Source organism: Streptomyces sp. AB3(2024), from assembly GCF_041862025.1.
In the GTDB taxonomy this organism is placed as follows: domain Bacteria; phylum Actinomycetota; class Actinomycetes; order Streptomycetales; family Streptomycetaceae; genus Streptomyces.
This window is the reverse complement of the sequence record NZ_JBGWAB010000028.1, coordinates 1-25055: the sequence shown is the minus strand read 5'-3', so window position 1 is coordinate 25055 and position 25055 is coordinate 1. Positions and strand designations below refer to the sequence as shown.

19 protein-coding genes are annotated in these 25055 nt (G+C 71.9%); 10 read left to right on the top strand and 9 right to left on the bottom strand.

What is annotated here, in order from left to right:
- Positions 1 to 9: 9 nt before the first annotated feature.
- Entirely contained in the window at positions 10 to 1431 is a 1422-nt protein-coding gene (locus tag ACEPPI_RS14505) for an amino acid permease (protein ID WP_373915638.1), read from the top strand.
- Between the two features lie 82 nt (positions 1432 to 1513).
- Here the strand turns inward: ACEPPI_RS14505 and ACEPPI_RS14500 are convergent, their stop codons facing one another.
- The gene (locus ACEPPI_RS14500) at positions 1514 to 2296 is read right to left on the bottom strand and encodes an SDR family NAD(P)-dependent oxidoreductase (protein ID WP_373915637.1); all 783 of its coding nucleotides are present in this window, start codon (positions 2294 to 2296) and stop codon (positions 1514 to 1516) included.
- A 190-nt stretch (positions 2297 to 2486) separates the two neighbouring features.
- Between ACEPPI_RS14500 and ACEPPI_RS14495 the strand changes: the two genes are divergently transcribed.
- On the top strand, positions 2487 to 3917 hold the full coding sequence (locus ACEPPI_RS14495; protein WP_373915636.1) for an amino acid permease: 1431 nt from the start codon (positions 2487 to 2489) through the stop codon (positions 3915 to 3917).
- A gap of 184 nt (positions 3918 to 4101) precedes the next feature.
- Entirely contained in the window at positions 4102 to 4758 is a 657-nt protein-coding gene (locus ACEPPI_RS14490; protein ID WP_030229612.1) for a superoxide dismutase, read from the top strand.
- A 128-nt stretch (positions 4759 to 4886) separates the two neighbouring features.
- Here ACEPPI_RS14490 and ACEPPI_RS14485 read toward each other — a convergent pair whose 3' ends face one another.
- Entirely contained in the window at positions 4887 to 5534 is a 648-nt protein-coding gene (locus ACEPPI_RS14485) for a DsbA family protein (RefSeq protein WP_373915635.1), read from the bottom strand.
- A gap of 127 nt (positions 5535 to 5661) precedes the next feature.
- Here ACEPPI_RS14485 and pepN (ACEPPI_RS14480) point away from each other — a divergent pair, with 127 nt between their 5' ends.
- Both pepN (ACEPPI_RS14480) and ACEPPI_RS14475 read left to right on the top strand, forming a co-directional pair.
- Entirely contained in the window at positions 5662 to 8208 is a 2547-nt protein-coding gene (gene pepN / locus ACEPPI_RS14480; RefSeq protein WP_373915634.1) for an aminopeptidase N, read from the top strand.
- Positions 8209 to 8401: 193 nt separating this feature from the next.
- The gene (locus ACEPPI_RS14475) at positions 8402 to 9361 is read left to right on the top strand and encodes a hypothetical protein (RefSeq protein ID WP_373915633.1); all 960 of its coding nucleotides are present in this window, start codon (positions 8402 to 8404) and stop codon (positions 9359 to 9361) included.
- On the opposite strand, the gene ACEPPI_RS14470 is transcribed toward ACEPPI_RS14475, so the two are convergent.
- Together ACEPPI_RS14470 and ACEPPI_RS14465 are read right to left on the bottom strand one after the other, a co-directional pair.
- Entirely contained in the window at positions 9337 to 10236 is a 900-nt protein-coding gene (locus ACEPPI_RS14470) for a pyridoxamine 5'-phosphate oxidase family protein (RefSeq protein WP_373915632.1), read from the bottom strand. The two genes, ACEPPI_RS14475 and ACEPPI_RS14470, sit on opposite strands and share 25 nt — an antisense overlap.
- A gap of 40 nt (positions 10237 to 10276) precedes the next feature.
- The gene (locus ACEPPI_RS14465; RefSeq protein ID WP_373915631.1) at positions 10277 to 10738 is read right to left on the bottom strand and encodes a VOC family protein; all 462 of its coding nucleotides are present in this window, start codon (positions 10736 to 10738) and stop codon (positions 10277 to 10279) included.
- A 109-nt stretch (positions 10739 to 10847) separates the two neighbouring features.
- On the opposite strand from ACEPPI_RS14465, the gene ACEPPI_RS14460 reads away from it, so the two are divergent.
- Together ACEPPI_RS14460 and ACEPPI_RS14455 are read left to right on the top strand one after the other, a co-directional pair.
- Entirely contained in the window at positions 10848 to 11417 is a 570-nt protein-coding gene (locus ACEPPI_RS14460) for a CGNR zinc finger domain-containing protein (RefSeq protein ID WP_373915630.1), read from the top strand.
- Positions 11418 to 11691: 274 nt separating this feature from the next.
- Positions 11692 to 15024 carry a S8 family serine peptidase gene (locus tag ACEPPI_RS14455; protein WP_373915629.1) on the top strand — a complete coding sequence of 1111 codons (3333 nt, stop codon included), beginning with the start codon at positions 11692 to 11694 and terminating at the stop codon, positions 15022 to 15024.
- Between the two features lie 79 nt (positions 15025 to 15103).
- On the opposite strand, the gene ACEPPI_RS14450 is transcribed toward ACEPPI_RS14455, so the two are convergent.
- Complete coding sequence (locus ACEPPI_RS14450) at positions 15104 to 16603, bottom strand: M28 family metallopeptidase (RefSeq protein WP_373915628.1); 1500 nt, start codon at positions 16601 to 16603, stop codon at positions 15104 to 15106.
- A gap of 259 nt (positions 16604 to 16862) precedes the next feature.
- On the opposite strand from ACEPPI_RS14450, the gene ACEPPI_RS14445 reads away from it, so the two are divergent.
- Entirely contained in the window at positions 16863 to 17894 is a 1032-nt protein-coding gene (locus ACEPPI_RS14445) for an aspartate-semialdehyde dehydrogenase (RefSeq protein WP_373915627.1), read from the top strand.
- 68 nt (positions 17895 to 17962) lie between these two features.
- Here ACEPPI_RS14445 and ACEPPI_RS14440 read toward each other — a convergent pair whose 3' ends face one another.
- On the bottom strand, positions 17963 to 18493 hold the full coding sequence (locus ACEPPI_RS14440; RefSeq protein ID WP_373915626.1) for a DUF1203 domain-containing protein: 531 nt from the start codon (positions 18491 to 18493) through the stop codon (positions 17963 to 17965).
- A 139-nt stretch (positions 18494 to 18632) separates the two neighbouring features.
- Here ACEPPI_RS14440 and pepN (ACEPPI_RS14435) point away from each other — a divergent pair, with 139 nt between their 5' ends.
- Entirely contained in the window at positions 18633 to 21212 is a 2580-nt protein-coding gene (gene pepN, locus ACEPPI_RS14435; RefSeq protein WP_373915625.1) for an aminopeptidase N, read from the top strand.
- A gap of 191 nt (positions 21213 to 21403) precedes the next feature.
- Here pepN (ACEPPI_RS14435) and ACEPPI_RS14430 read toward each other — a convergent pair whose 3' ends face one another.
- Genes ACEPPI_RS14430 through ACEPPI_RS14420 form a run of 3 tightly spaced genes read right to left on the bottom strand, consistent with a single transcriptional unit; the run spans position 21404 to position 24258 of the window.
- Complete coding sequence (locus ACEPPI_RS14430) at positions 21404 to 22297, bottom strand: LysR family transcriptional regulator (protein WP_373915624.1); 894 nt, start codon at positions 22295 to 22297, stop codon at positions 21404 to 21406.
- A gap of 10 nt (positions 22298 to 22307) precedes the next feature.
- Positions 22308 to 23249 (bottom strand): DMT family transporter, encoded by a 942-nt coding sequence (locus tag ACEPPI_RS14425; protein ID WP_373915623.1) that lies wholly within the window; start codon positions 23247 to 23249, stop codon positions 22308 to 22310.
- A gap of 43 nt (positions 23250 to 23292) precedes the next feature.
- Positions 23293 to 24258, bottom strand: a complete 966-nt coding sequence (locus tag ACEPPI_RS14420) for an EamA family transporter (RefSeq protein WP_373915622.1) — start codon at positions 24256 to 24258, stop codon at positions 23293 to 23295.
- Between the two features lie 134 nt (positions 24259 to 24392).
- Between ACEPPI_RS14420 and ACEPPI_RS14415 the strand changes: the two genes are divergently transcribed.
- A complete protein-coding gene (locus tag ACEPPI_RS14415; RefSeq protein WP_373915621.1) occupies positions 24393 to 24914 on the top strand; it encodes a MarR family winged helix-turn-helix transcriptional regulator in 522 nt (173 codons plus the stop codon).
- Positions 24915 to 25055: the final 141 nt, after the last annotated feature.

Sequence of the window (25055 nt, the reverse complement as noted above, 5' to 3'; positions counted from 1 at the left end):
CATCTCCTCATGCGCGACCACCTGCCCGACCCGAACGTCACCGCGGGCGACCTGCCCCCGGAACCCCTCAGTCACAGCCTCAAGCAGCGCCACCTGACCATGCTGGGCCTCGGCGGCGTGATCGGCGCCGGGCTCTTCGTCGGCTCCGGCGCCGGCATCGGCATCGCCGGACCCGCGATCATCTGCTCCTACCTGCTCGCGGGCGTCCTCGCGATGCTGGTGATGCGGGCGCTCGGCGAGATGTCGGCCGCGATGCCCGCCTCCGGTTCCTTCTCCGTGTACGCGGAGAAGGCCCTGGGACGCTGGGCCGGTTTCTCGGCCGGCTGGCTCTACTGGTTCCTGCTGGTCGTCGTGCTCGCCGTGGAGGCGACCGGCGCCGCGAAGATCGCGAACGGCTGGATGCCCTCGGTCGACCAGTGGGTGTGGGTGCTGATCTTCATGGTGGTCTTCACCGTGAGCAACCTGGCGGCCGTGAAGAACTTCGGCGAGTTCGAGTTCTGGTTCGCGGCCCTCAAGGTCGGGGCCATCGTCCTGTTCCTGGTCCTGGGCACCCTGGCGATCTTCGGCCTGCTCTCCGACACGGACCCCGTGGGCGCGGCCAACCTGACCGGTCACGGCGGCTTCTTCCCGGCCGGCTTCGGCGGGGTGGTCGCCGGCATGCTCGCGGTGATCTTCGCCTTCGGCGGCCTGGAAGTCGTCACGATCGCGGCCGCCGAGTCGGACGACCCGGCCCGCTCGGTGGCCCGCGCGGTGCGCAGCGCGGTGTGGCGCATCCTCTTCTTCTACGTCGGCTCGATGCTGGTCATCGTGACGCTGCTGCCGTGGGACTCGCTGAAGCCGGGCGAGAGCCCGTACGTCGCGGTGCTGGACTCCATCGGGATCCCGGCCGCCGGGCAGATCATGAACATCGTGGTGTTCGTGGCGCTGCTGTCGGCGCTGAACGCCAACCTCTACGGTTCCTCGCGCATGGTGTTCTCCCTGGCCGAGCGCGGCGAGGCACCCGGGGCCCTGCTGAAGGTGTCCGGCGGCGGGGTGCCGCGCCGGGCGGTGTTCGCCTCGGTGGCCTTCGGGTTCGTGTCCGTCGTGCTGAACCTGCTGTGGCCGGACACGGTGTTCCTCTACATGCTCAACGCGGTCGGCGCGGTGCTGCTGTTCGTGTGGGCGCTGATCGCGGTCTCGCAGCTGCGGCTGCGCCGGATCCTGGAGCGGGAGATGCCGGAGCGGCTGACGCTGCGGATGTGGCTGTTCCCGTACCTGACGTGGGCGGCGCTGCTGGGGATGGCGGCGGTGCTGGTGCTGATGCTGTTCGACGACTCGGCGCGACCGCAGCTGCTGTGGTCCTCGGGCGCGGCGGCCGTGGTGCTGCTGGTGGCGTGGCTGCGGGAGGTGCGCGAGCGCCGGGCCGGGACGGTGGCGGCCGACAGGGCGTAGCCGTGCGCGCGTACGCCCGTACGCGCGCGGGACGAGCGGATACCGGGACCCCCGCGCCGTGGCGCGGGGGTCCTCGCCGTCCTCAGGTGCGCAGGTAGGAGGCCCCGTTGACGTCGAGGACGGTGCCGGAGCTCCAGAGCGCCGCCGGGGAGGCCAGGTAGAGCACGGCGGAGGCGATCTCGGCGGGGTCCGCAACCCGGCCGAAGGGGCTCTGGGCGCGGATGGCCTCGCCCTCGGGGCCCTCCAGGCGGCCGGCGACCCGTTCGGTGGCGACGAACCCGGGGGCGACGGAGGCCACCGCGATGCCGTGCGGGGCCAGGGAGACGGCCAGGGACTGGCCCAGCGCGTGGAGCGCGGCCTTGGTGGCTCCGTAGGCGGGGTGGTCGGGTTCGCCGCGGAACGCGCCGCGGGAGCCGACGTTGACGATGCGGCCCTCGCGGCCGGCTCCGATCATGCGGTGGGCGACGCGGTGGCTCAGGTGAGCCGCGCCGAGGAGGTTCACGTCGACCGTGCGCCGCCATGCCTCCTGCCAGTCCTCCCAGGAGGTGTCCGCCAGGGGGTGGCCGACCATCACGGCGGCGTTGTTGACCAGTACGTCCACCCCGCCCAGCGCCGCGTCGGCCGCGTCCGCCAGCTCCGCGACGCGGGCCGGGTCCGCGAGGTCAGCGGCGAGCAGTGCGTGCCCTTCCCCCTCCAGTGCGGCGAGGGTCTCCTCGGCGGCCGCCCCGCGGGCGGAGCAGTGCACGGCGACCCGGTCGCCCTGCGCGGCGAACGCGGCGGCGATCGCCCGGCCGATGCCCCGGGAGGCGCCGGTGACGAGGACGCCCCGGCCGGTGGCGGGCAGTGGTGTCGCGGTCCGGTCCATGGTGCGGCCCCTCTCGGCGCGTCGCCGGGCGCGGCCCGCCCGGTCTGCCGCGAGCGTACGGACGTGATCACGATCCGTGAATCGCACGTCCGAATACCGGACAAAGAACGTCCGGTGAGCGGACACTCGGCACACTGGGGCCCTTCGCACCAACCCCCGCACACGCCGCACACCGGACAGGCACACCCCCATGAGCCAGAGCAGCAGCACCCTCGCGCCGCCCCCAGGGCAGCAGGCCCCCGCCGGATCCCCCCTGGGCAACGGCCTCAAGCAGCGCCACCTCTCGATGATCGCCCTCGGCGGGGTCATCGGCGCCGGGCTCTTCGTGGGCTCGGGCGCCGGGATCGCGGCGGCGGGGCCCTCGATCGTGCTCGCGTACGCCGTCTCCGGGCTGCTGGTGATGTTCGTGATGCGGATGCTCGGCGAGATGTCCGCCGCCAACCCCGCCTCCGGCTCCTTCTCGGTGCACGCCGACCGGGCGATCGGCCCGTGGGCCGGCTTCACGGCGGGCTGGATGTTCTGGATCCTGTTGTGCGTGGGCGTGGCCATCGAGGCGATCGGTGCGGCGCACATCATGACGGGCTGGTTCCCCGGCACCCCTTCGTGGATGTGGGTGCTCGTCTTCATGGCCGTCTTCTGCGGCAGCAACCTGGGCGCCGTCTCGCGCTTCGGCGAGTTCGAGTTCTGGTTCGCCGCCCTGAAGATCGGGGCCATCGCCCTCTTCCTGGGCCTGGGCACCCTCGCCGTCCTGGGCCTGCTGCCCGGCACCTCCTCCCCGGGGGCCGCCAACCTGGTCCGCGACGGCGGCCTCCTGCCCAACGGGGTCGACGGCCTGCTGGTCGGCCTGCTCGCCTCGGTCGTCGCGTACGGCGGCCTGGAGACGGTGACCATCGCCGCCGCCGAGTCCGACGACCCGGTCAGGGGCGTGGCCAAGGCCGTGAAGACCACCATGTGGCGGATCGCGGTCGTCTACGTCGGCTCGATGCTGATGATCGTGACCCTGCTGCCCTGGAACGACCCCGCGGTCACCGAGGTCGGCCCCTACGCCGCCACCCTGGACCACCTGGGCATCCCGGCCGCCGGCGAGATCATGAACGTGGTCATCCTGATCGCCCTGCTCTCCGCGATGAACGCCAACATCTACGGCTCCTCGCGCATGGCCCACTCCCTCGTCGCCCGGGGCCAGGGCCCCAGGGCCCTGGGGAAGGCCACCGGCGGCGTGCCGCGCCGGGCGGTGCTCGCCTCCTGCGGCTTCGGGTTCGTCACCGTCCTGCTCTCCTACTGGTACCCGGACACCCTGTTCGCCTGGCTGCTGAACATGGTCGGCGGGGTCATCCTCGTCGTCTGGGGCTTCATCGCGGTCTCCCAGTTCGTGCTGCGCCGGCGCCTGGAGCGGGAGGCTCCCGAGCGGCTGGTCGTGAAGATGTGGGGCTTCCCGTACCTGACCTGGGTGGCGCTGGCCGGGGTCGCCGGGGTGCTGGTGCTGATGGCCCTGGGCGAGGACACCCGGGTGCAGGTCCTGTTCACCGGCGGGCTGACCGTGGCCCTGGCCGCGACCGGGTACGCCGTGCAGCGCCGGACCGCCGCCCGCGAGGGCTCCACAGGCTCCGTTCCGATGTAACACCCCCGTCGGACGGCACGTCAGAGGCCGGGTTCATGCGATCGCATGAGCCCGGCCTCCGGCGTTCCGGAGGTCCGCTCAAGAGAGGCGACCCTTACTCGAAGCGTGGAATAGATACTGCTAGCGTGCAGTTGCGCATTAATTGCAATTAGCGATTGGCACGCCGAGGGGACCGGACACACGCATGGCCATCTACACGCTTCCTGAGCTTCCTTACGACTACGCGGCGCTGGAGCCGGTGATCAATCCGCAGATCATCGAACTGCACCACGACAAGCACCACGCGGCCTACGTCGCGGGCGCCAACACCACGCTGGAGCAGCTGGAGGAGGCGCGCGACAAGGAGAACTGGGGCGCGCTCAACGGCCTGGAGAAGAACCTCGCGTTCCACCTCTCCGGCCACATCCTGCACAGCATCTACTGGCACAACATGGCCAGCCCGAAGACCGGCGAGGGCGGCGGCGAGCCCACCGCCGCCGACGGCCTGGGCGACCTGGCGGACGCGATCACCGAGTCCTTCGGCTCCTTCGCCAAGTTCAAGAAGCAGCTGACCTTCGCGTCCTCCGCGACGCAGGGTTCCGGCTGGGGCGTGCTCGCGTACGAGCCCATCAGCGGCCGTCTGATCGTCGAGCAGATCTACGACCACCAGGGCAACGTCGGCCAGGCCTCCGTGCCGGTCCTCGTCTTCGACGCCTGGGAGCACGCCTTCTACCTGCAGTACAAGAACCAGAAGGTGGACTTCATCGAGGCCATGTGGAACGTCGTCAACTGGCAGGACGTGGCCAAGCGCTACGCCGACGCCAAGGCGAACACCCCGCTGCTGATCCCCGTCAAGGGCTGATCGCCGCTTCCCCGAACCCGTCCGCCTCGTGATCGTCTTCTCAGCCTTCACCGGCGGGCGTGTACAGCGGAGGACCCCCGTGAGGACGTGACTCACGGGGGTCCCTTGCGTCATGCGGTCCCGGCGGACTACTCGAAGCTGGGACCCTTGTCGCGGGTGCGCTTGATCTCGAAGAAGCCCGGGGTGGAGGCCACGAGCAGGGTGCCGTCCCACAGCCGGGCGGCGGCCTCGCCGCGCGGCGCCGGGGTGACGACCGGCCCGAAGAAGGCGACGTCCTTGCCGTCGGCGCCGGGCACGGAGATCACCGGGGTGCCGACCTCCTGGCCGACCCGCTCGATGCCGTCCTCGTGGGAGGCGCGCAGCTCCGCGTCGAAGGTGTCCTTCAGGCCGAACCCGGCGAGCTCCGCCGGCAGACCGACCTCGGCCAGCGCCTCGGCGATCACCTCGGGGGTGTTGCCGCGGCCCTCGTTGTGGATGCGGGTACCGAGCGCCGTGTAGAGCTTGCCGGTGACCTCCTTGCCGAACTTCTGCTCGGCGGCGGTCACCACGCGCACCGGGATCCAGGCCTGGGGGCCGAGCATCTCCCGGTAGGCCTCGGGCAGCTCGTCGAGCTTGTTCTCGTTGAGCACGCCCAGGCTCATCACGTGCCAGCGGACCTCGATGTCGCGGAGCTTCTCGACCTCCAGGATCCAGCGCGACGTCATCCACGCCCAGGGGCACAGCGGGTCGAACCAGAAGTCGACGGGGGTCTTCTCGCGCACCTGCGTGTCGGCCATGTCTCTCCTCAAGTCAGCCAAAGCGTTGCTCACCAGTCATCCCCCAGGCCAACCGGGCCGGGCCCGCGCCCATTCCCCCGTGGGAGGATTCGAACCGAAGACCACGATCACGCACGAAGGAGTGCACGTGCCCGGAGAGAACCTGTCCCGAGACGAGGCCCGCGAGCGGGCCGGACTGCTGTCCGTCGACGGGTACGAGGTGGCCCTCGACCTGAGGTCCGCCGTGGACGAGGACGAACCGGCCGAAGGCCCCCGGACCTTCCGCTCGGTGACCACCATCCGCTTCCGGGCCGCGACGCCGGGCGCCGCCTCCTTCGCGGACCTGATCGCCCCCTCGGTCAACTCCGTCACGCTCAACGGCCGCGCCCTCGACCCGGCCGCCGTCTTCGACGGGGCCCGGATCGCCCTGGAGGGGCTCGCCTCCGAGAACGTCCTGGTGGTGGACGCGAACTGCGCGTACAGCCGGACCGGCGAGGGCATGCACCGCTTCGTGGACCCGGAGGACGGCGAGGTCTACCTCTACACGCAGTACGAGCCGGCGGACGCCCGCCGGGTGTACGCCAACTTCGAGCAGCCCGACCTGAAGGCCCCCTACCGCTTCGAGGTCGCCGCGCCCGAGGGCTGGCGGGTGTGGAGCAACGGCGCGGAGGAGTCCCGCGAGGGGCAGGTCAGGCGCTTCGCCGAGACCGCGCCCATCTCCACGTACATCACCTGCGTGGTCGCCGGGCCGTACCACTACGTGACGGACACCTACACCCGTGGGGACCTGACGATCCCGCTCGGCGCCATGTGCCGCAAGGGGCTGGCCAAGCACTTCGACGCGGACGACGTCTTCCTCGTCACCAAGCAGGGCTTCGACCTCTTCCACGAGATCTTCGACTACCCGTACCCCTTCGGGAAGTACGACCAGGCCTTCGTCCCGGAGTACAACCTGGGCGCGATGGAGAACCCGGGGATGGTGACCTTCCGCGAGGAGTACATCTTCCGCGGGAAGGTCACCCAGGCGTCCTACGAGCGGCGCGCGAACGTCATCCTGCACGAGATGGCGCACATGTGGTTCGGCGACCTGGTCACCATGAAGTGGTGGGACGACCTGTGGCTGAAGGAGTCCTTCGCGGACTTCATGGGATCCTTCGGGCTCGTCGAGGCCACCCGCTTCGACCAGGCCTGGGTCACCTTCGCCAACAGCCGCAAGGCGTGGGCGTACCGGGCCGACCAGCTCCCCTCCACGCACCCGGTCACGGCCGACATCCGCGACCTGGAGGACGCCAAGCTGAACTTCGACGGGATCACGTACGCCAAGGGCGCCGCGGTCCTCAAGCAGCTCGTGGCGTACGTGGGCCGCGAGGCGTTCCTGGACGGCGCGCGGCGTTACTTCAAGGCCCACGCCTACGGCAACACCACCCTGGACGACCTGCTGTCGGTGCTCGGGGAGGTCTCCGGGCGGGACATGGCGGAGTGGTCGCGGGCCTGGCTCCAGACGGCCGGCGTGAACGCGCTCACCCCGGTGGTCGGCACGGACGCGGACGGCCGGATCACCGAACTGGCGGTCCTCCAGGAGGGTGACGAGCTGCGCCCGCACCGGGTCTGCGTGGGCCTGTACCGGATCGAGGCGGGCGCGCTGGTGCGCTACGCGCGGGCCGAGGCGGACGTGGCCGGGGCGCGGACGGCGGTCGCGGAACTGGCCGGGCTGGACCGTCCCGACCTGGTCCTGGTCAACGACGAGGACCTCACCTACTGCAAGATCCGCTTCGACGAGGCCTCCCTGGAGACGCTCCGCGGCCATCTGGGCGACCTCACGGACCCGCTGGCCCGGGCCCTGTGCTGGTCGGCGCTGTGGAACCTGACGCGCGACGCGCTGGTGCCGGCCCGGGACTTCCTCTCGCTGTTCCTCGCCCACGCCGGCCGGGAGACCGACGTCGGCGTGCTCCAGATGCTGCACGGGCAGGCGCTGAGCGCGGTCACCCACTACGCGGCGGACGGGCGGCGCGAGCAGAGCGGCCGGGACCTGGCGGCGGGAGCCCTGCACGAGCTGCGGCTGGCCGAGCCGGGGTCGGAGCACCAGCTGACCTGGGCCCGGTTCTTCGCGGCGAGCGCGGCGACCGAGGGCGACTTCCAGCTGCTGCTGGGCATGCTCGACGGGACGGCCCGGATCGACGGGCTGGACGTCGACCAGGAGCTTCGCTGGGACTTCCTGCTGCCGCTGGCGGCGCACGGGTCGGTGGACGAGGGCGTGCTCGGCGCGGAACTCGCCCGTGACGACACGGCGTCGGGCAAGCGGCACCAGGTGCGGTGCCTGGCGGCGCGGCCGTCGGCGGCCGTCAAGGACCAGGCGTGGGCAGCGGTCGTCGAATCGGACGCGCTGTCGAACGCGCTGGTCGAGGCCACCATCGACGGGATGCAGCAGCCCTCGCGGCGCGACCTGCTCGCCCCCTACGCCGACCGGTACTTCGAGGTGATCGAGCGGATCTGGACGCAGTGCTCGATCCAGATCGGGATCCACGTGGTGAAGGGGCTCTACCCCATGCTGCAGGACTCCCCGGCCACGGTCGCGGCGACCGACGCCTGGCTGGCCGGTCACCCGGAGGCGGCGCCCGCGCTGCGGCGGCTGGTCCTGGAGTCCCGCGACGACCTGGCCCGCGCCCTGCGCGCCCAGGCCCGCGACGGCGCCTGACCCCGGCCGTCGGGCGGGGCCGGGCTTCCGGTCCCGCCCGACGGGACGAGCAGGCGGCGAGCGGGAACCGGCGACGGGCGAGGGCACGTCATCGGCAGTCGAACGCCCGTACTTTAGCCCCAGCTTGTCCGGATTTGCCGACGAACGTGTAACAGGCGTTAGCGAGGCCATGGCCTGAGGGAATCACCGCGTCATGAACCAGAACGCACCCCTCCCCCTGGCCCACCTCACCGCCAGCCGCCCCCGCGTGCTGACCCTCGCGCAGCTGCGGGAGCACGGCGTCAGCGCCGCCGAGGCCGCCGGGCGCCCCTGGCAGCAGGTGCTGCCCGGGGTGTTCCTCCTGCACTCCGGACCCGCGACGAGCGAGGAGCGGCTGCACGCCGCCCTGCTGTACGCGGGCCGGCACGGCGGCGAGGTCATGATCACCGGCCTGGCGGCGCTCGCGCTCTACCGGTTCTCCGCCGCCCCCGCCCTGCTCGGCCTCTCGCACATCGACGTCCTCGTGCCCGGCACGCGCCGGCTGCGTTCCACCGGCGACGTCCGGATCGTCCGCACCCACACCCCGCCCCGGCCGCTGGAGGTGACGGGCCTGCCCGTGGCCCCGGTGGCGCGGGCCGTCGCCGACGCCGTCGCCCGGCTCTGCGACGCCGACGCCGTACGCCGCCTGCTGAGCGAGGCCGTCCGCGCCGGCCACTGCGAACCGGCGGCCCTCGTACGGGAGCTGACGGTCGCCCGGCTGCTGAACCGGCCGCACGTGGTGGACGCCGTGGAGGCCCTGCTCGCCGAAGGCCGGGCCATCGCCGAGGACCGGCTGTACCAGCTCGTCCGGGGCTACGAACTCCCCGAGCCCGTCTGGAACGTGGACCTGCGGCTGCCCGGCGGCCCGCACCTCGGCGGAGTGGACGCCTACTGGCCCGAGCAGGCCGTCGCCATCGAGATCGACACCCGCGCACCCCGCCAGGGCGAGGACGAGGACTGGGCCGAGGCCGTCCACAAGCGGGAGACCCTGGAGCGCCTCGGGGTGACCGTGCTGCACCTGACCCCGCGCAAGCTGCGCGACTGGCCCGAGCAGCAGGCCGCGGTCGTCCGGACCGCACTGACGGCCTCCGCCGACCGCGAGCCCGCCGCCTACCTGGTCGTACTGCCCCGGTGAACGGGCGGGTTGGCCGGGGAGTACTCCGGGGCGCTCCAGCGCAGCCGCCCCGGATGCAGAGCCTCCACCACCGCTTCGACCGTGAACCGAACCCGCCGCTCCCCGGCGCCGCCGAACTCGGTCCGGGCCCGCCCGCTCAGCTGGAGCAGCGCGCCGCTCTCCCAGTGGGGGAAGAGCAGCCCGGCCCGGTCGTCGGCGACGAGGTTGCCCAGGGTCAGGAACATCGCGTTCCCCGGATAGTCCGGCCAGGCCAGCTCGGTCGGCGAGAGCACCTCCACGAAGCCCGGCATACCGCCCCGGTGACTCGCGTCGGTCTCCTGCGCCCCCGCCGTGGTGGCGATGAAGAAGGTGTCCGCCGCGCGGACCGCCCGGATCTGGCCGGGGGTGAGCGCCGGCCCGCGCCACAGGATCCCGGGCCCCTCGGCGACCAGCTCCAGCGGCTGCCGCTTCTGCAGGTACTTCGGACAGTTGGAGAACACCCGCTCGGCCCCGACCGCGAAACCGCCGGCCGTCACCTCCAGGGTCCCGCCCAGGCGCATCCGGCGCCGGGTGCGCGGATCGAGGGCGATGGTGCCGACCCGGGTGCCGGCGGTGGCCAGCGCCCCGGCCAGCGGATCCCCGTCGGGCAGGCCGCCCGCGACCGTGATCCGGTCGCGCCCCTCGGCCCGTACGAAACCGGGCGGCCCGGTGAGCATCGAGGCCCACATCCGGCCGTCGCCGTCGGCCGCGCCGGCCACGAGGTGGGGCTGCCCGGCGAGGAAGGCCGCGGCGACGTCCCGGATGCCGCTGCCGATCGAGCGGCCGACGTGGTCGGCGAGCTCGCGCACGCCGACCCGCTCCTGCACGGCCAGCGATCCCCGGTGGTACGTGTCCATGGCGGCTCCCCTTCCTTGAGGGTCCAGAAGCCTTGAGGGCCTAGAAGAACCCGCAGGTCGGAGCACCTGCGGTCGGGGCGGGAGCCCCCTCGGCGCCGGTCGGCACGGAGATCTCCAGCCGGGTGCCGTCCGGGTCGTGGAAGAAGATCCCGCCGGAGGCGGCCCCCTCGCGGTGGGCGACGACGCCCTCGTAGGCGAAGTCGACGCCCAGGCCGCGCAGCCGGTCCTCGTACGCCCGGACCTCCTCGATCGCGCCGGCCGAGAAGGCCAGGTGGTGCAGTCCGGCCGCCCGCGGGGCGTACCGGTCCTGCGCCTGCTGCCAAAGGGTCAGGACGAGCTCCCCGTCGCGGCCCAGGAAGGCGAAGCGGCGGCCGTCCTCCTTGCCCTCGCCGAGGAGCTCGAAGCCCAGGGCGTCGCGGTAGAAGGCGAGCGAGCGGTCCACGTCGGTGACGTTGAGGCCCACGTGGCCCGTGCGGAGCGTGCCGACGGTGGTGGCGGTCATGAGGGTTCCCTTCAGTGGTTCTAACCTTCTAAATTGAGATTAGAGGTTAGAGATTCGGGCGTCAACCGGTCACGTACCCTTGAGGGGTTAGCGGAGCCAGGAGGCGGACATGACGGCAGTACCGACGACGGACCCCCGTCCGCTCACCGGGGAGCCGCTCGCCCTCGACCTGGTGAACACGCGCTGGATGCCGGAGGGCGTGCCCACCGACCTCTTCGCCGGGGCCTTCGGCCTGAGCCGGCTGGAGGGGCTGACCCTCTGGCTGCGGAGCACGGGGCTGGACGGCCGCTTCCGCGCCGACAAGTCGACCCTGGTCCACCTGCTGACCGCGCGCGAGGCCCTCGCCCGCGCCGTCACGGACCCGGCCGACGCCGGCGCCCGCGAGCTGATCGACGCCGTACTGGAGCACGGCCGCATCCGGGCCACCCTCACGGCCGAAGGTCCGGGCGAGCGGGCGGAGTTCGACGACCCTTCCTGGGGACCCGCCTGGACCGCGGCCCGCGACTACCTGGAACTGCTGCGGTCGGCGCCCGACCGGATCCGCAAGTGCGCCTCGGAGACGTGCATCCTGCACTTCCACGACACCTCGCGCAACGGCACCCGGCGCTGGTGCTCCATGGCCGCCTGCGGCAACCGCGCCAAGGCCTCGCGGCACTACGCGCGCACGCGCGAGCGCTGAACGGTCGGAATCTGTCACACCCGTCATGAGACGGAGGCCCGCACCGCACTCGGCGCGAGGCTGGAAAGTCGATAAATCAACTCGCATACCGCTGCGAGTCGCCCCGCCTTGCCCCGGCATGTCCCTACTGGCGGGTAGTACGCACTGGCGAGAGTCCGCCATGTCAGGTCTCGGTCAATAACAACCCTCCCCAAACAGCTGTCACTTGCGCAAAGCTGACCGGTCATCCGGCACCGAAATCCGGACCGTATCTTTCACTTAGCCAGGGATGCTGATGACCCTCGACTCCCCCAGCTCCACCACCGGGTCCATACCCGGCGCGCGGCGTGCCGCCCGCGTCGCGGCGGCCGCGGGCCTGGTGGCCGCCCTCTGCGCCACCGGCGCCGTCCCCGCCTTCGCGGCGGCCGGCGACGACCCGCGGAACGCCCCGCCGGTCAAGTCCGCCGACCAGAAGCTCGGTTCGGTCGACGCCGAGCTGCTCCAGGAGGCCAAGGCCAAGGGTGACGCGACCGTCACCGTCATGGTCGCCACCGCCCCCGGGCAGACCAAGCAGGTGGCCGACCAGCTCGACGCCGTCCACGGCGCCTCGGTGGGCCAGACGTACGACAAGCTCGGCTACGTCCGCGCGACCCTGCCGACCGACAAGGCCGAGGCCGCGCTCAAGGCCGCCGCCAAGCTCGAATCCGTACACGGCATGGACCTGCGGCAGGAGATCCAGCTGCCGGACCCGCGCCCCGACGCGGGCAAGGACGCCGGCTCGGCCAAGAAGACCGCCGACGGGTCCTTCCCGGGGCCGGACAAGAACACCCCGGCGAAGAACCCGTACAACCCGTCCTTCGAGACCGGCGCGGTGGACTTCGTCCAGAAGAACCCGCAGGCCGACGGCCGCGGCGTGACCATCGGCATCCTGGACTCGGGCGTCGACATCGCGCACCCGGCCCTCCAGAAGACCACCACCGGCGAGCGCAAGATCGTCGACTGGGTCACGGCGACCGACCCGATCCTGGACAACGACGCCACCTGGCGCCCCCAGGTCACCCCGGTCACCGCCACCGGCGGCTCCTTCACCGCGGGCGGCCAGAGCTGGAAGGCGCCCGAGGGCAGCTTCCAGTGGAGCCGCTTCAGCGAGTCGATCACCGCCACCGGTGACATGAAGGGCGACGTCAACCGCGACGGCGACACCACCGACAAGTTCGGCATGCTGTACGACCCGGTGGCCGGCACCGTCCGCGTCGACACCGACCAGGACGGCGACTTCACCAACAACGAGCCGATGAAGCCGTACAAGGACGGCTACCAGGTCGGCTACTTCGGCACGGACAACCCGGCGACCGACGTCGCCGAGCGCATCCCGTTCGTGATCCAGATCCGCAAGGACGTCCCGATGGACCCCTTCGGCGGGGACTGGGTGGGCAAGAAGGCCGACTTCGTCAACATCGGTATCATCGAGTCGGAGCACGGCACGCACGTCGCCGGCATCACGGCCGCCAACAGCCTCTTCGGCGGCAAGATGAACGGCGAGGCGCCCGGCGCCAAGCTCGTCTCCTCGCGCGCCTGCTCCTGGTCCGGCGGCTGCACCAACATCGCGCTGACCGAGGGCATGATCGACCTCGTCGTCAACCGCGGCGTGGACATCGTCAACATGTCCATCGGTGGTCTCCCGGCGCTGAACGACGGCAACAACGCCCGTTCGGAGCTGTACAAGAACCTCATCGACACCTACGGCGTCCAGCTCGTCATCTCGGCGGGCAACGAGGGCCCCGGCGTCAACACCATCGGCGACCCCGGCCTCGCGGACAAGGTCATCTCCGTGGGCGCGGCGGTCTCCAAGGACACCTGGGCGGCCAACTACGGCTCCGGCGTGTCGAAGAAGTACAACATGTTCCCCTTCTCCTCGCGCGGTCCGCGTGAGGACGGCGGGTTCACGCCGACCATCACCGCCCCCGGCGCGGCGATCAACACCACCCAGACCTGGCTGCCCGGCAGCCCGGTCAAGGAGGCCGGCTACAACCTGCCGGCCGGTTACTCGATGCTCCAGGGCACCTCGATGTCCTCGCCGCAGGCGACGGGCGCCAGCGCCCTGCTGATCTCGGCCGCCAAGCAGCAGAAGATCGCGCTGACCCCGGCGACCCTGCGCGTGGCGCTGACCAGCACCGCGAAGAAGATCGACGACGTCCCGGCGCACGCCCAGGGTGCCGGTCTCATCAACATCGTCGACGCCTGGAAGTCCATCCAGCGCGGCGCGAAGGCCGAAGAGTTCACCGTCAAGGCCCCGGTCGACACCGCGCTCGACCAGTTCCTGAAGACCCCGGGCTTCGGCACCGGCCTGTACGACCGCGAGGGCGGCCTCAAGGTCGGCCAGAAGAAGGTCTACGACGTCGTCGTCACCCGCACCACGGGCGTCAAGTACGGCACCCGGCACAACCTGAGCTGGCGCAACAACGACGGCACCTTCAAGGTCGTCGGCGGCTACGACTACGTCACGCTCCCGCTGAACAAGCCCGTCACCATCAAGGTCGAGGCCAACGTCAAGTCGGCCGGCGTGCACAGCGGCATCCTGCAGCTCGACGACCCCACCACCGAGGGCATCGACAAGCAGGTCCTGGCCACGGTCGTCGCCTCCACCCCGCTGGCGCAGCCCTCGTTCGCGCTCTCGGACACCTCCTCCGTGCAGCGCAACAGCCACAAGTCGTACTTCGTGACGGTCCCGCAGGGCGCCAAGACCCTTGAGGTCGCCCTCGGCGGTCTGAAGCCGGGCAGCCAGACGCGCTTCATCTCGATCCACCCGTACGGCACGGGCGTCGAGGACAGCGCGACCACCCAGTGCTACCCGAACTACGACAACCCGGCCAACAAGTGCCGCCCCGACCTGCGCTCCTACGACAACCCGCAGGCGGGCGTCTGGGAGATCGAGGTCGAGTCGCGCCGTACGTCGCCGCTGCTGGACAACCCGTTCAAGCTGGACGTCTCCGTCCTCGGCGCGGGCTTCGACCCGGCGGTCAAGGTCCTCCCCGAGGTCAAGCAGGGCACCCCGGCCCCGGTCCAGTGGACCGTGAAGAACACCGGCGCGGCCATCTCCGGCGGCAAGCTCCAGGGCGGCCCGCTCGGCTCCGCGAAGGTCGACAAGCCGACCATCGCCGCCGGCGAGACCAAGACCACCGAGATCACCGTCGGTGAGGGCGTCTCCCGTCTGGACGTGGGCATCAACCACACCTCCGACGCCGCCGCCGACCTCGACCTCGAGGTCTACAAGGACGGCGTGAAGGTCGCCTCGTCCGCCGACGGCGACTCCGACGAGTCCGTGAGCATCGACAAGCCGGCCGCCGGCACCTACACCGTCAAGGTGATCGGCTACGCGGTCCCGTCCGGCTCCACCACGTACGACTACCGCGACGTGTACTTCTCCTCGGCCCTGGGCACCGTCCAGGTCGACGAGGCCGCCGCGGTCAACCTCGCCACCGGCGCCTCCGCGCAGGTCTCGGCGAACGTCCTGGTCAGCAGCGCGGCCCCCGAGGGCCGTCAGTTCTTCGGCCAGGTCCAGCTGCTCAACGGCCGCGGCACCGCCGCCGGCACCGGCAGCGTGCAGATCGACAAGGTCACCCCGTAAGGGCGTGAGCTGACAGCATGACGAAGGGGCGGACGCTCGATGAGCACCCGCCCCTTCCGCATGCCCCCCTCGGGCTGCGTCAGTTCTTCAGCGAGCTCAGGTCCTGGGCGTAGGTGCCGACCGCGTACGCGATCACGTCGAGGTTGGTGTCGAACGCCTTGAGGTCCAGGTTCTTCAGGGTGTCGCCGGCCCCGTGGTAGTTCGGGTCGTACGGGGCCCCGGCCGTGCCGCCGTAGCGCTCGGCCTGCTCCGCCGTCTTGACGCCCTCGGCGCCGGTGAAGGTGCCTCCCGCCGGGATGCCGCTGGCGATGAACGGGCCGTAGTCGGAGCGGCCGTCGAAGTCACTGCCCTCGTGCGGCTTGCCCTTCCTGTCGAGGAAGCCGTTGATCAGCGCCTCGATCTGCGCCGAGCCGGCCGGGCCCGCGCCCTCGCCGGTCCGGTCCGAGTCGTCGCCGTCGTAGACGAACTGCGCCGGGTTCGGCGAGGCGATCATGTCGAAGTTCAGGTAGAGGGCGATGTCCTTCTTCTGCTTCCCGTTCAGCTGCGCCACGTAGTGCTCGGAGCCGAGCAGGCCCAGCTCCTCCGCCGACCACCAGGCGAAGCGCACCTTGTTCGCGGTCCCCCCGCCCTTCTTGTTGGCGCCCTCGTCCGCGAGCTTCAGGGCCACCTCCAGCAGACCGGCCGAACCCGAGCCGTTGTCGTTGATCCCGGGGCCCTCGGGGACCGAGTCCAGGTGGGAGCCGAGGGCCACCACGCGGTCGGCGCGGCCGCCCTTCGTCTCCGCGATCACGTTGCGGGTGGTCTTCTTCACGTGCTCCTGGTCCAGGTCCAGGCGCACCTTCACCTCGCCCCCGGCGGCGGCCGCGGCCAGCGCCTCGCCGTCGGCCAGGGTGATGCCCGCGCTCGGGATGACCCCCTCGGCCGGGGAGGAGAAGCCGCCGCGCACCGGGGTGGTGCCGCTGTGGTTGTAGACGATCACCCCGACGGCGCCGGCCGCGGCGGCGGCCCTCTGCTTCTCCACGAAGGTGCAGGCACCCCGCTTGACCAGGGCGATCTTCCCGGTGAAGGCTCCGGCCGGGTAGTCGTCGGCGGTGCAGCCGGGGGTCTCGTCGACCCGGGCGAGGGCGAGCGGGGCGACGAGGCCGCCGGCCGGGGTGGACCGGGTGAAGGTGAAGGCGGCGGTGGCCAGCTCGCGCCCGCCCTCACCGAGGACGGTGGTCTTCTCCGTCCTGGTGTGCGCCTCGTGGATGTCGAAGTCCTGGTACGAGACGTCGTACCCGGCCTTCTTCAGGGTGTCGTGGACGTAGGCGGCGGAGGCCGCGTGGCCGGGGGTGCCCGCGGCGCGGTTTCCGCCGTTGGCGTCGGCGATCTGCTGGAACTTCGCCAGGTGGCGGTAGGCCCCGCGGGCGGTGACCTCCTCGACGAGCTCCTTGGCGAGCTTGGCCCCGCGCCGGCCCCGGTGGTCGTCGTCGTGGGCCGACGCCGGGCCGGCGGCGATCAGGACGGGCGCGGCGACGGCGGCGGCCGCGAGGGCGGCGAGGGCCGGTATCGACCGGCGGCGGTGGCGGATGTCCCGCACGGTGTTCTCCCCGAGGTGAGCGTTCCGATGTCTGGTACGCCGTGTCCGGATACCGGGCACGACAGACCGGACGCTAACCGGCTTTGACCAGGCAAAACGGATGTCCGGGGGCCCTGAAACAAGCCCGTCACGGACTCGCCACGCAGGTTCACATCCCGGACACCGTCCGCAGCTCGGACAATGGATTGGACAATCCTCGTGGGGTCGAACGCATGATGGCCTCACGCGCGCCCGCGCCTACGTACCAAGAGGAGTCACCGTGAGGGTCGGAATCGTCGGAGCCACCGGACAGGTCGGCGGAGTCATGCGCGGCATCCTGGCCGAGCGCAAGTTCCCGGTGGACGAGCTGCGGCTGTTCGCCTCGGCCCGTTCGGCGGGCTCGACCCTGGAGTGGGAGGGCCGCGAGATCACCATCGAGGACGCCTCCACGGCCGACTACTCCGGCCTGGACATCGTGCTCTTCTCCGCGGGCGGCGCCACCTCCCGGGCCCTCGCCGAGAAGGTCGCCGCCCAGGGCGCCGTCGTGATCGACAACTCCTCCGCCTGGCGCGGCGACCCCGAGGTCCCCCTCGTCGTCTCCGAGGTCAACCCGCACGCGATCAAGAACCGCCCCAAGGGCATCATCGCGAACCCGAACTGCACCACGATGGCCGCGATGCCCGTGCTGCGCCCGCTGCACGACGAGGCCGGCCTGACCGCACTGGTCGCCACCACCTACCAGGCCGTCTCCGGCTCGGGCCTGGCCGGCGTGGCCGAGCTCAAGGGCCAGGCCTGCGCGGTCTCCGAGGCCGCCGACCAGCTGACCTTCGACGGCGGCGCGGTGGACTTCCCGGAGCCGGCCGTCTACAAGCGCCCGATCGCCTACAACGTGGTCCCGCTCGCGGGCAACCTGGTCGACGACGGCTCCTTCGAGACCGACGAGGAGCAGAAGCTCCGCAACGAGTCCCGCAAGATCCTGGAGATCCCGGAGCTCAAGGTCTCCGGCACCTGCGTGCGCGTCCCCGTCTTCTCGGGCCACTCGCTCCAGGTCAACGCCCGCTTCGCCCGCCCGCTGGGCGTCGAGCGCGTCTACGAGCTGCTGGGGGACGCCCCCGGCGTCGAGCTGTCCGAGATCCCGACCCCCCTCCAGGCCGCCGGCAAGGACGCCTCGTACGTGGGCCGCATCCGCGTCGACGAGACGGTGGACAACGGCATCGCGCTGTTCCTGTCGAACGACAACCTGCGCAAGGGCGCCGCGCTGAACGCCGTCCAGATCGCCGAGCTCGTGGCCGAGGAGCTGCGCCAGGGCTGATCCGAGCCCCGGGCGCGGGGGGGGGGGGGGGGGGGGGGGCGGGGCCCCCCCCCCCCCCCTCCCCCGTTTCACGGCCGCCGCACCTCGTAGAGGAAGCAGCCGTACTCCGCCGCGCGGACGTGCACGAGGGCGACCTCCGGGTCGGTGAAGGCCTCGGTCAGCGCCTGCCCGACGACCGCGTCGGGCTCCTCGCCGAGGTCCAGTACGCGGCCGCCGAGGATCCGGCCGCCCGCGTCGTAGCGCCGGGCGACGCGCAACGCCCCCGGCGTCCCGAAGGGGAGCCCGCCGCCTTGCGGCGGACCCGCGCAGGGGTCGGCGTGCACGAACACGGGCCCCTGCTCGTCGTACGCCCCCGGATCCGCGCCGGCCCCGGCCGCCCAGCGGCGCAGCGGGGCGTAGGAGACCAGGGCGATGCGCTCGCCCGCCCGGCTGCGGCGCAGGCAGCAGCGCAGCGGGGCCCCGCCCTCCGGGTCCTCGTACGGCAGGCAGGGCCGGCCCGCGTCGTCGCGCCGGCGCAGCTCGGCGAGGGCGTCGGGGGCGAGGGGGCGGGGCAGGACGGAGGAAGGGGTTCCGGCGGCCCGGACGGTGGAGGAGGTCATGACTGCGATCGTGCCCCGCCCGGTCCGCCGGGGCTGGCGGGAATCGGACCTCGCGTTCGCCCGTGGATTACTCCGGCGCGATGACGCGGAGCGCGTGGAAGGATGGCGGGGCAACGTCACCATCAAAGGAGATGACCGCGTGCCTGGCACGAATCTCACCCGTGAAGAGGCTCAGCAGCGGGCGAAGCTGCTCACCGTCGACTCGTACGAGGTCGAACTCGATCTCAGCGGTGCGCAGGAGGGCGGCACCTTCCCGTCCGTGACCACCGTGCGCTTCGAGTCGGCCGAGGCCGGCGCCGAGACCTTCATCGACCTGGTCGCGCCGGCCGTGCACGAGGTCGTCCTGAACGGCGAGGCGCTGGACGCCGCCGCCGTCTTCCACGACTCGCGGATCGCCCTGTCCGGGCTCGCCGCCGGGACCAACGAGCTCCGCGTGGTCGCCGACTGCGCCTACACCAACACCGGCGAGGGCCTGCACCGCTTCGTCGACCCGGTCGACCAGCAGGCCTACCTGTACACCCAGTTCGAGGTGCCGGACGCGCGGCGGGTCTTCGCCAGCTTCGAGCAGCCCGACCTGAAAGCGACGTTCCGGTTCACCGTGACGGCCCCGGAGGGCTGGACGGTCATCTCGAACTCCCCGACGCCGGAACCGAAGGACCGGGTGTGGGCCTTCGAGCCGACCCCGCGGATCTCCTCGTACATCACCGCGCTGATCGTCGGCCCGTACCACGCCGTCCACAGCTCGTACGAGGGCAAGGACGGCCAGTCCGTCCCGCTCGGCATCTACTGCCGCCCTTCGCTCGCCGAGTTCCTCGACGCGGACGCGATCTTCGACGTGACCCGGCAGGGCTTCGACTGGTTCCAGGAGAAGTTCGCCTACGACTACCCCTTCGCCAAGTACGACCAGCTCTTCGTCCCGGAGTTCAACGCGGGCGCGATGGAGAACGCCGGCGCGGTCACCATCCGCGACCAGTACGTCTTCCGTTCCAAGGTGACGGACGCGGCGTACGAGGTCCGCGCGGAGACGATCCTCCACGAGCTCGCGCACATGTGGTTCGGCGACCTGGTCACCATGGAGTGGTGGAACGACCTGTGGCTGAACGAGTCGTTCGCCACCTACACCTCCATCGCCTGCCAGGCGTACGCGGAGGGCTCGAAGTGGCCGCACGCCTGGACCACGTTCGCCAACTCCATGAAGACCTGGGCGTACCGCCAGGACCAGCTGCCGTCGACGCACCCGATCATGGCGGACATCCGTGACCTGGACGACGTCCTGGTCAACTTCGACGGGATCACGTACGCCAAGGGCGCCTCGGTCCTCAAGCAGCTCGTCGCCTACGTCGGCATGGACGCCTTCTTCAAGGGCGTGCAGGCCTACTTCAAGGCGCACGCGTTCGGCAACACCCGGCTGTCCGACCTGCTGGGCGCGCTGGAGGAGACCTCCGGCCGCGACCTGACCGCCTGGTCGAAGGCGTGGCTGGAGACGGCGGGCATCAACATCCTGCGCCCGGAGGTCCAGACGGACGAGAACGGCGTGATCACCGCCTTCGCCGTCCGCCAGGAGGCCCCGGCCCTGCCCGCGGGCGCCAAGGGCGAGCCCGTGCTGCGCCCGCACCGCATCGCGGTCGGCCTGTACGAGCTCCAGGACGGCAAGCTGGTCCGCACGGACCGCATCGAGCTGGACATCGACGGCGAGCGGACGGCGGTGCCGGAGCTGGTGGGCCGTGCCCGTCCGACCGTGGTGCTGCTCAACGACGACGACCTGTCCTACGCCAAGGTCCGCCTGGACGAGGTCTCGCTGGCCAACGTCACCGCTCACCTGGGCGACTTCACCGAGTCGCTGCCGCGCGCCCTGTGCTGGGCCTCCGCCTGGGACATGACCCGCGACGGCGAGCTCGCCGCCCGCGACTACCTGGCGCTGGTCCTGTCGGGCATCGGCAAGGAGTCCGACATCGGCGTCGTGCAGTCCCTGCACCGCCAGGTGAAGCTGGCCGTGGACCTGTACGCCGACCCGGCGTGGCGGGAGCGGGGCCTGGCGACCTGGACCGAGGCCACGCGGGAACACCTGCGGACGGCCGAGGCGGGCAGCGACCACCAGCTGGCGTGGGCGCGGGCCTTCGCGGCAACGGCCCGCACCGAGGAGCAGCTCGCGTACCTGGCGGCGCTGCTGGACGGCTCCGAGACCGTCGAGGGCCTGGTCGTGGACACCGAGCTGCGGTGGGCGTTCCTGGAGCGCCTGGTCGCCACCGGTGTCGCGGACGAGCCGGCCATCGCGGCCGAGCTGGAGCGGGACGCGACGGCGGCGGGCGAGCGGCACGCGGCGACGGCCCGTGCCGCGCGGCCGACGGCCGCCGCCAAGGCGGAGACGTGGGCGTCGGTGATCGACTCCGCGGACCTGCCGAACGCGGTGCAGGAGGCCGTGATCGGCGGCTTCGTCCAGAGCGACCAGCGGGAGCTGCTCGCTCCGTTCGCGCAGAAGTACTTCGCCGTGGTCAAGGAGATCTGGGACACCCGCAGCCACGAGATCGCGCAGCAGATCGCGGTGGGTCTGTACCCGTCGCTGCAGGTCTCGCGGGAGACGCTCGACGCGACCGACGCGTGGCTGGCCTCGGCCGAGCCGAACGCGGGGCTGCGGCGGCTGGTGTCGGAGTCCCGGGCGGGGGTCGAGCGTGCCCTGAAGGCCCAGGCCGCCGACGCGGCCGCCGCCACCCAGGGCTGACGCCGCCGGGCTGACGCACACTCCGGCGGGGCTGGATCTTCCAGCCCCGCCAGGGGGCACCTCCCGGCGGTGGCTGGGGGAGTTTGAGGCGCGGGCGCGGAGCGCCGTGGAGTGAGCCGCGCCGGCGATCGAGGCGGGAACGGAGGAAGGCTGGGGCGGGGACCGGCCCGCGCAGCGGAGCCGGTCCCGGGTCAGGCGGCCGCGGTCTGGAGGGCCGTCAGGACGCGGGCCAGGGCGGGGGCCGATTCCGAGCCCCGCCGCAGGGCGGCGATCACGTGCCGCGTGGGCCGGTCCTGGTGCAGGACCCGCACCTCGACCCCCTCCGCCCGCCCCGACACCATCCGCGGTACGAGCGCGACCCCCATCCCCGCCTCCACCATCGCCAGGATCGCCGTCCACCCGGACGCCGAGTGCGCCTGCTCCGGTACGAACCCCGCCGCCTCGCACGCGCTGCGGGTGATCTCCGACCAGGGCCCGCTGCCCCCGTAGATCCACCGCTCCCCGGCCAGGTCGGCCAGCCGCAGGCCCCGCGCCGCGGCCAGCGGATGGCCGGGCGGCAGCGCGACGTCCAGCGGGTCCTCCAGCAGGGTGACCCGGGTGAAGCGGGGGTCCCCGGCGCCCGGGGCATGGGCGGCGAGGGACAGCGCGAGGTCGACGGCCCCGGCGGAGAGGAGTTCGTAGGACTCGGCGGCCTCGGTCTCCCGGATGCGGACCTCGATGCCGGGATGGCTGCGCCGCAGGGCCGCGACGGCGGGGACGACGAGCACCGGTACGGCGGTCGAGAAGGCGCCGATCCGTACCTCCCCGGCCTCTCCGGCGAGGTACCCGGTGAGTTCGGCGTCGGCCCGCTCCAGCTGGGCGAAGACGTCCTCGGTGTGACGCAGCACCAGGTGGGCGGCGTCCGTGAGCCGGACCCGGCGTCCCTGGGCCTCCAGCAGCGGGACCCCCAGCTGCCGGGCGAGGTTGGTCAGCTGCTGCGAAACGGCCGAGGGCGTCATGTGCAGCGCCTCGGCCGTCGCGGTGACGGTCCCCCGGTGGGCCAGGGTCCGCAGGATCCGCAGCTTCTTGATGTCCCACTCGATCACGCCCCCGAACCTACCTCCGGGTGACACTCGCCAGCCCGACCCCGCCGAGGATCAGCACCATGCTGATCAGTTCGGCCGGGCCGGTGCGCTCGCCGAGGAGCAGCAGGCCCAGGCCCGCCACGCAGACCGGCTGGAGGTAGTAGACGACTCCGGCGCGGGCGGCGCCGATGATCGAGATGGCCTTGTTCCAGGCGAAGAAGGCGACCGCGGAGGAGAACACGCCGACGTAGAGCAGCGGTCCGACCGTCCCGGCGGTGGCCTCGAAGCCGCCCTGCAGGTGGAGGGAGACGGCGTAGGCGGGGGCGAGCATCAGGGCGCCGAGCACGAAGGTGGTGATCAGGAAGGCGAGGCCGCCGATCTCGGCGGGCTTGCGCTTGAGGAGCGCGCTGTAGGTGGCGAAGGAGAGCGCGGCGGCGAACATCCACAGGTCGCCGGCGGTGAAGTCGAAGCCGAGCGAGCCGTCTCCGACGAGGAGCAGGACCCCGAAGGCCGCGAGCAGCATCCCGAAGGTCCGCCGGATGCCGAGCCGTTCGCCGCCGAGGCGGGCGTAGAGGGCCATGATGACCGGCGAAGCGGCCATGATCATGCCCATGTTGGAGGCGGAGGTGGTCAGTCCGGCCTGGTGGACGAGGGTGTTGTAGAGGGTGACGCCGAAGAGGGTGGCGAGGCTGACGTAGCCGAGGTGCTCGCGGATCAGGGCCCGCTGCTGCCACGCCTGCCGGGCCGCGAAGGGGGCGACCGCGAGGGTGGCGATGATCCAGCGCCAGAAGACGGCCTGGACGGGCGGGACGGACCCGGCCATGCCCCGGGTGGCCACGAAACTGCCGGACCAGACGACCGTCGCGAGCAGGGCGAGGAGGACGCCGACCCCGGCGGCCCCCTTCTTCCCGCGTCCGCTGTCGGACTGCTGCTGTTCCTGCGAAACGGTTCGGGCGCGGTCCGTGACGGCCACCTGGGTGTCTCCCCCTCGGTTCTGGAGCTGGTCTGGATGTGCCCTACCGTCGCACCTCCGCATTGCTCAGGTCCATCGAAACATTTCGATCGGTTGCTTCAGGAGAACTGAACGGTTCCTCGGATGCCGAGGCCGCGGGAGCCGCGGGGGTGCGGTCGGCGCGGCCCGGGAGCTGCCCGAAGACGGTCGCTCCGAAGGCGATCGCCATGCCCACCAGCTGGACCGGGGTCAGCGCCTGGCCCAGCGCGGCCCAGCCGATGACGGCGGCGGTGAGCGGGGAGAGCGGGCCGAGCAGGGTGACGGAGGTGGCGGAGAGCTTGCCGATGCCGCGGAACCAGAGGACGTAGGCGGCTCCGGTGTTGATCAGCATCATGTAGCCGTAGCCGAGGAAGGCCTTGCCGTCGAGTGCGGGCGGGGCCCCTTCGACGAGGGCGGCGATCGGGATGATGACGAGTCCGCCCGCGGTGAGCTGCCAGCCGGTCACGGCCAGCGGGCCGACGCCCTCGGGGCGGCCCCAGCGCTTGGTCATCACGGTGCCGGCGCCCATGGAGGCGGAGGAGACGATGCCGGCGATGACGCCGATGAGGTCGAGCTCCGCCTCGGCGGTCAGCACCACCATGCTCACGCCGAACGCGGCGACCACGGCGGCGAGCACGGTGCGCAGCCTGGCCCGTTCCCCCAGGAGGAGGGCCGCGAGGCCCACGACGAACAGCGGGCCGGCGGCGCCCAGTACGGCGGCGACGCCCCCGGGCAGCCGGTAGGCGGCGAGGAAGAGGAGCGGGAAGAAGGCCCCGATGTTCAGGGTGCCGAGGACGGCGGACTTCCACCACCAGGCGCCCTTGGGGAGGGTCCTGGAGAGGGCGATCAGCAGGAGTCCGGCGGGCAGGGCCCGCATGGCCCCGGTGAAGAGCGGCCGGTCGGGCGGCAGTAGTTCGCTGGCGACGGCGTAGGTGGAGCCCCAGGAGATGGGGGCCAGCGCGGTCAGTGCGATGGTGGCGACGCGGTTCACGGCGACTCCTCGGCGGCGGCGACCGGGAGCCCACTGCCCCCCAACTAGATCGCTCGTAAGTAGCTTACTACTAAGCTAGTTTTCTGCAAGCTAGTTTCTTGCGAACGAGGAAGCGGAACTTGGATACTTCGGACATGAACCAGGTCATCAGGGAAGAAGCAGCCAGCAAGGACGCCGTCGACGCGATCACCGCACAGTGGTTCGCGGTACGACCGGACCTGGAAACCGCCCCCATGGGCGTCTTCGGCCGGATCTACCGGATCGCCAGGGCCATGGGCGACGCGATGGAACGGGTCTACAACCGCTACGGGATCTCCACCGGGGAGTTCGACGTCGTCGCCACGCTGCGGCGCTCCGGGGCCCCCTACACGCTCTCGCCCCGCCAGCTGTCGGCCACCCTCATGCTCACCACCGGCGGCATGACCGGGCGCCTGGACAAGCTGGAGAAGGCCGGACTGCTCACGCGCAGTCCGGACCCGCACGACCGCCGCGGCCTCCAGGTCACCATCACCGAGCGCGGACTCGCGCTCATCGACGAGGCGGTCGGGGCCGGCCTGGAGACACAGGCCGCCGCCCTCAAGGGGTTCGACCCCGAGGAGGTCGACGTCCTGACGGGACTGCTCCGCAAGCTGCTGGCCGACGTCCCGCAGCACTAGGCAGTCCCTTGCGGACAGCCGCGGACACGACGGGGGGGGGGGGGGGGGGGGGGGGGGGGGGGGGGGGGGGGGGGGGGGGGGGGGGGGGGGGGGGGGGGGGGGGGGGGGGGGGGGGGGGGGGGGGGGGGGGGGGGGGGGGGG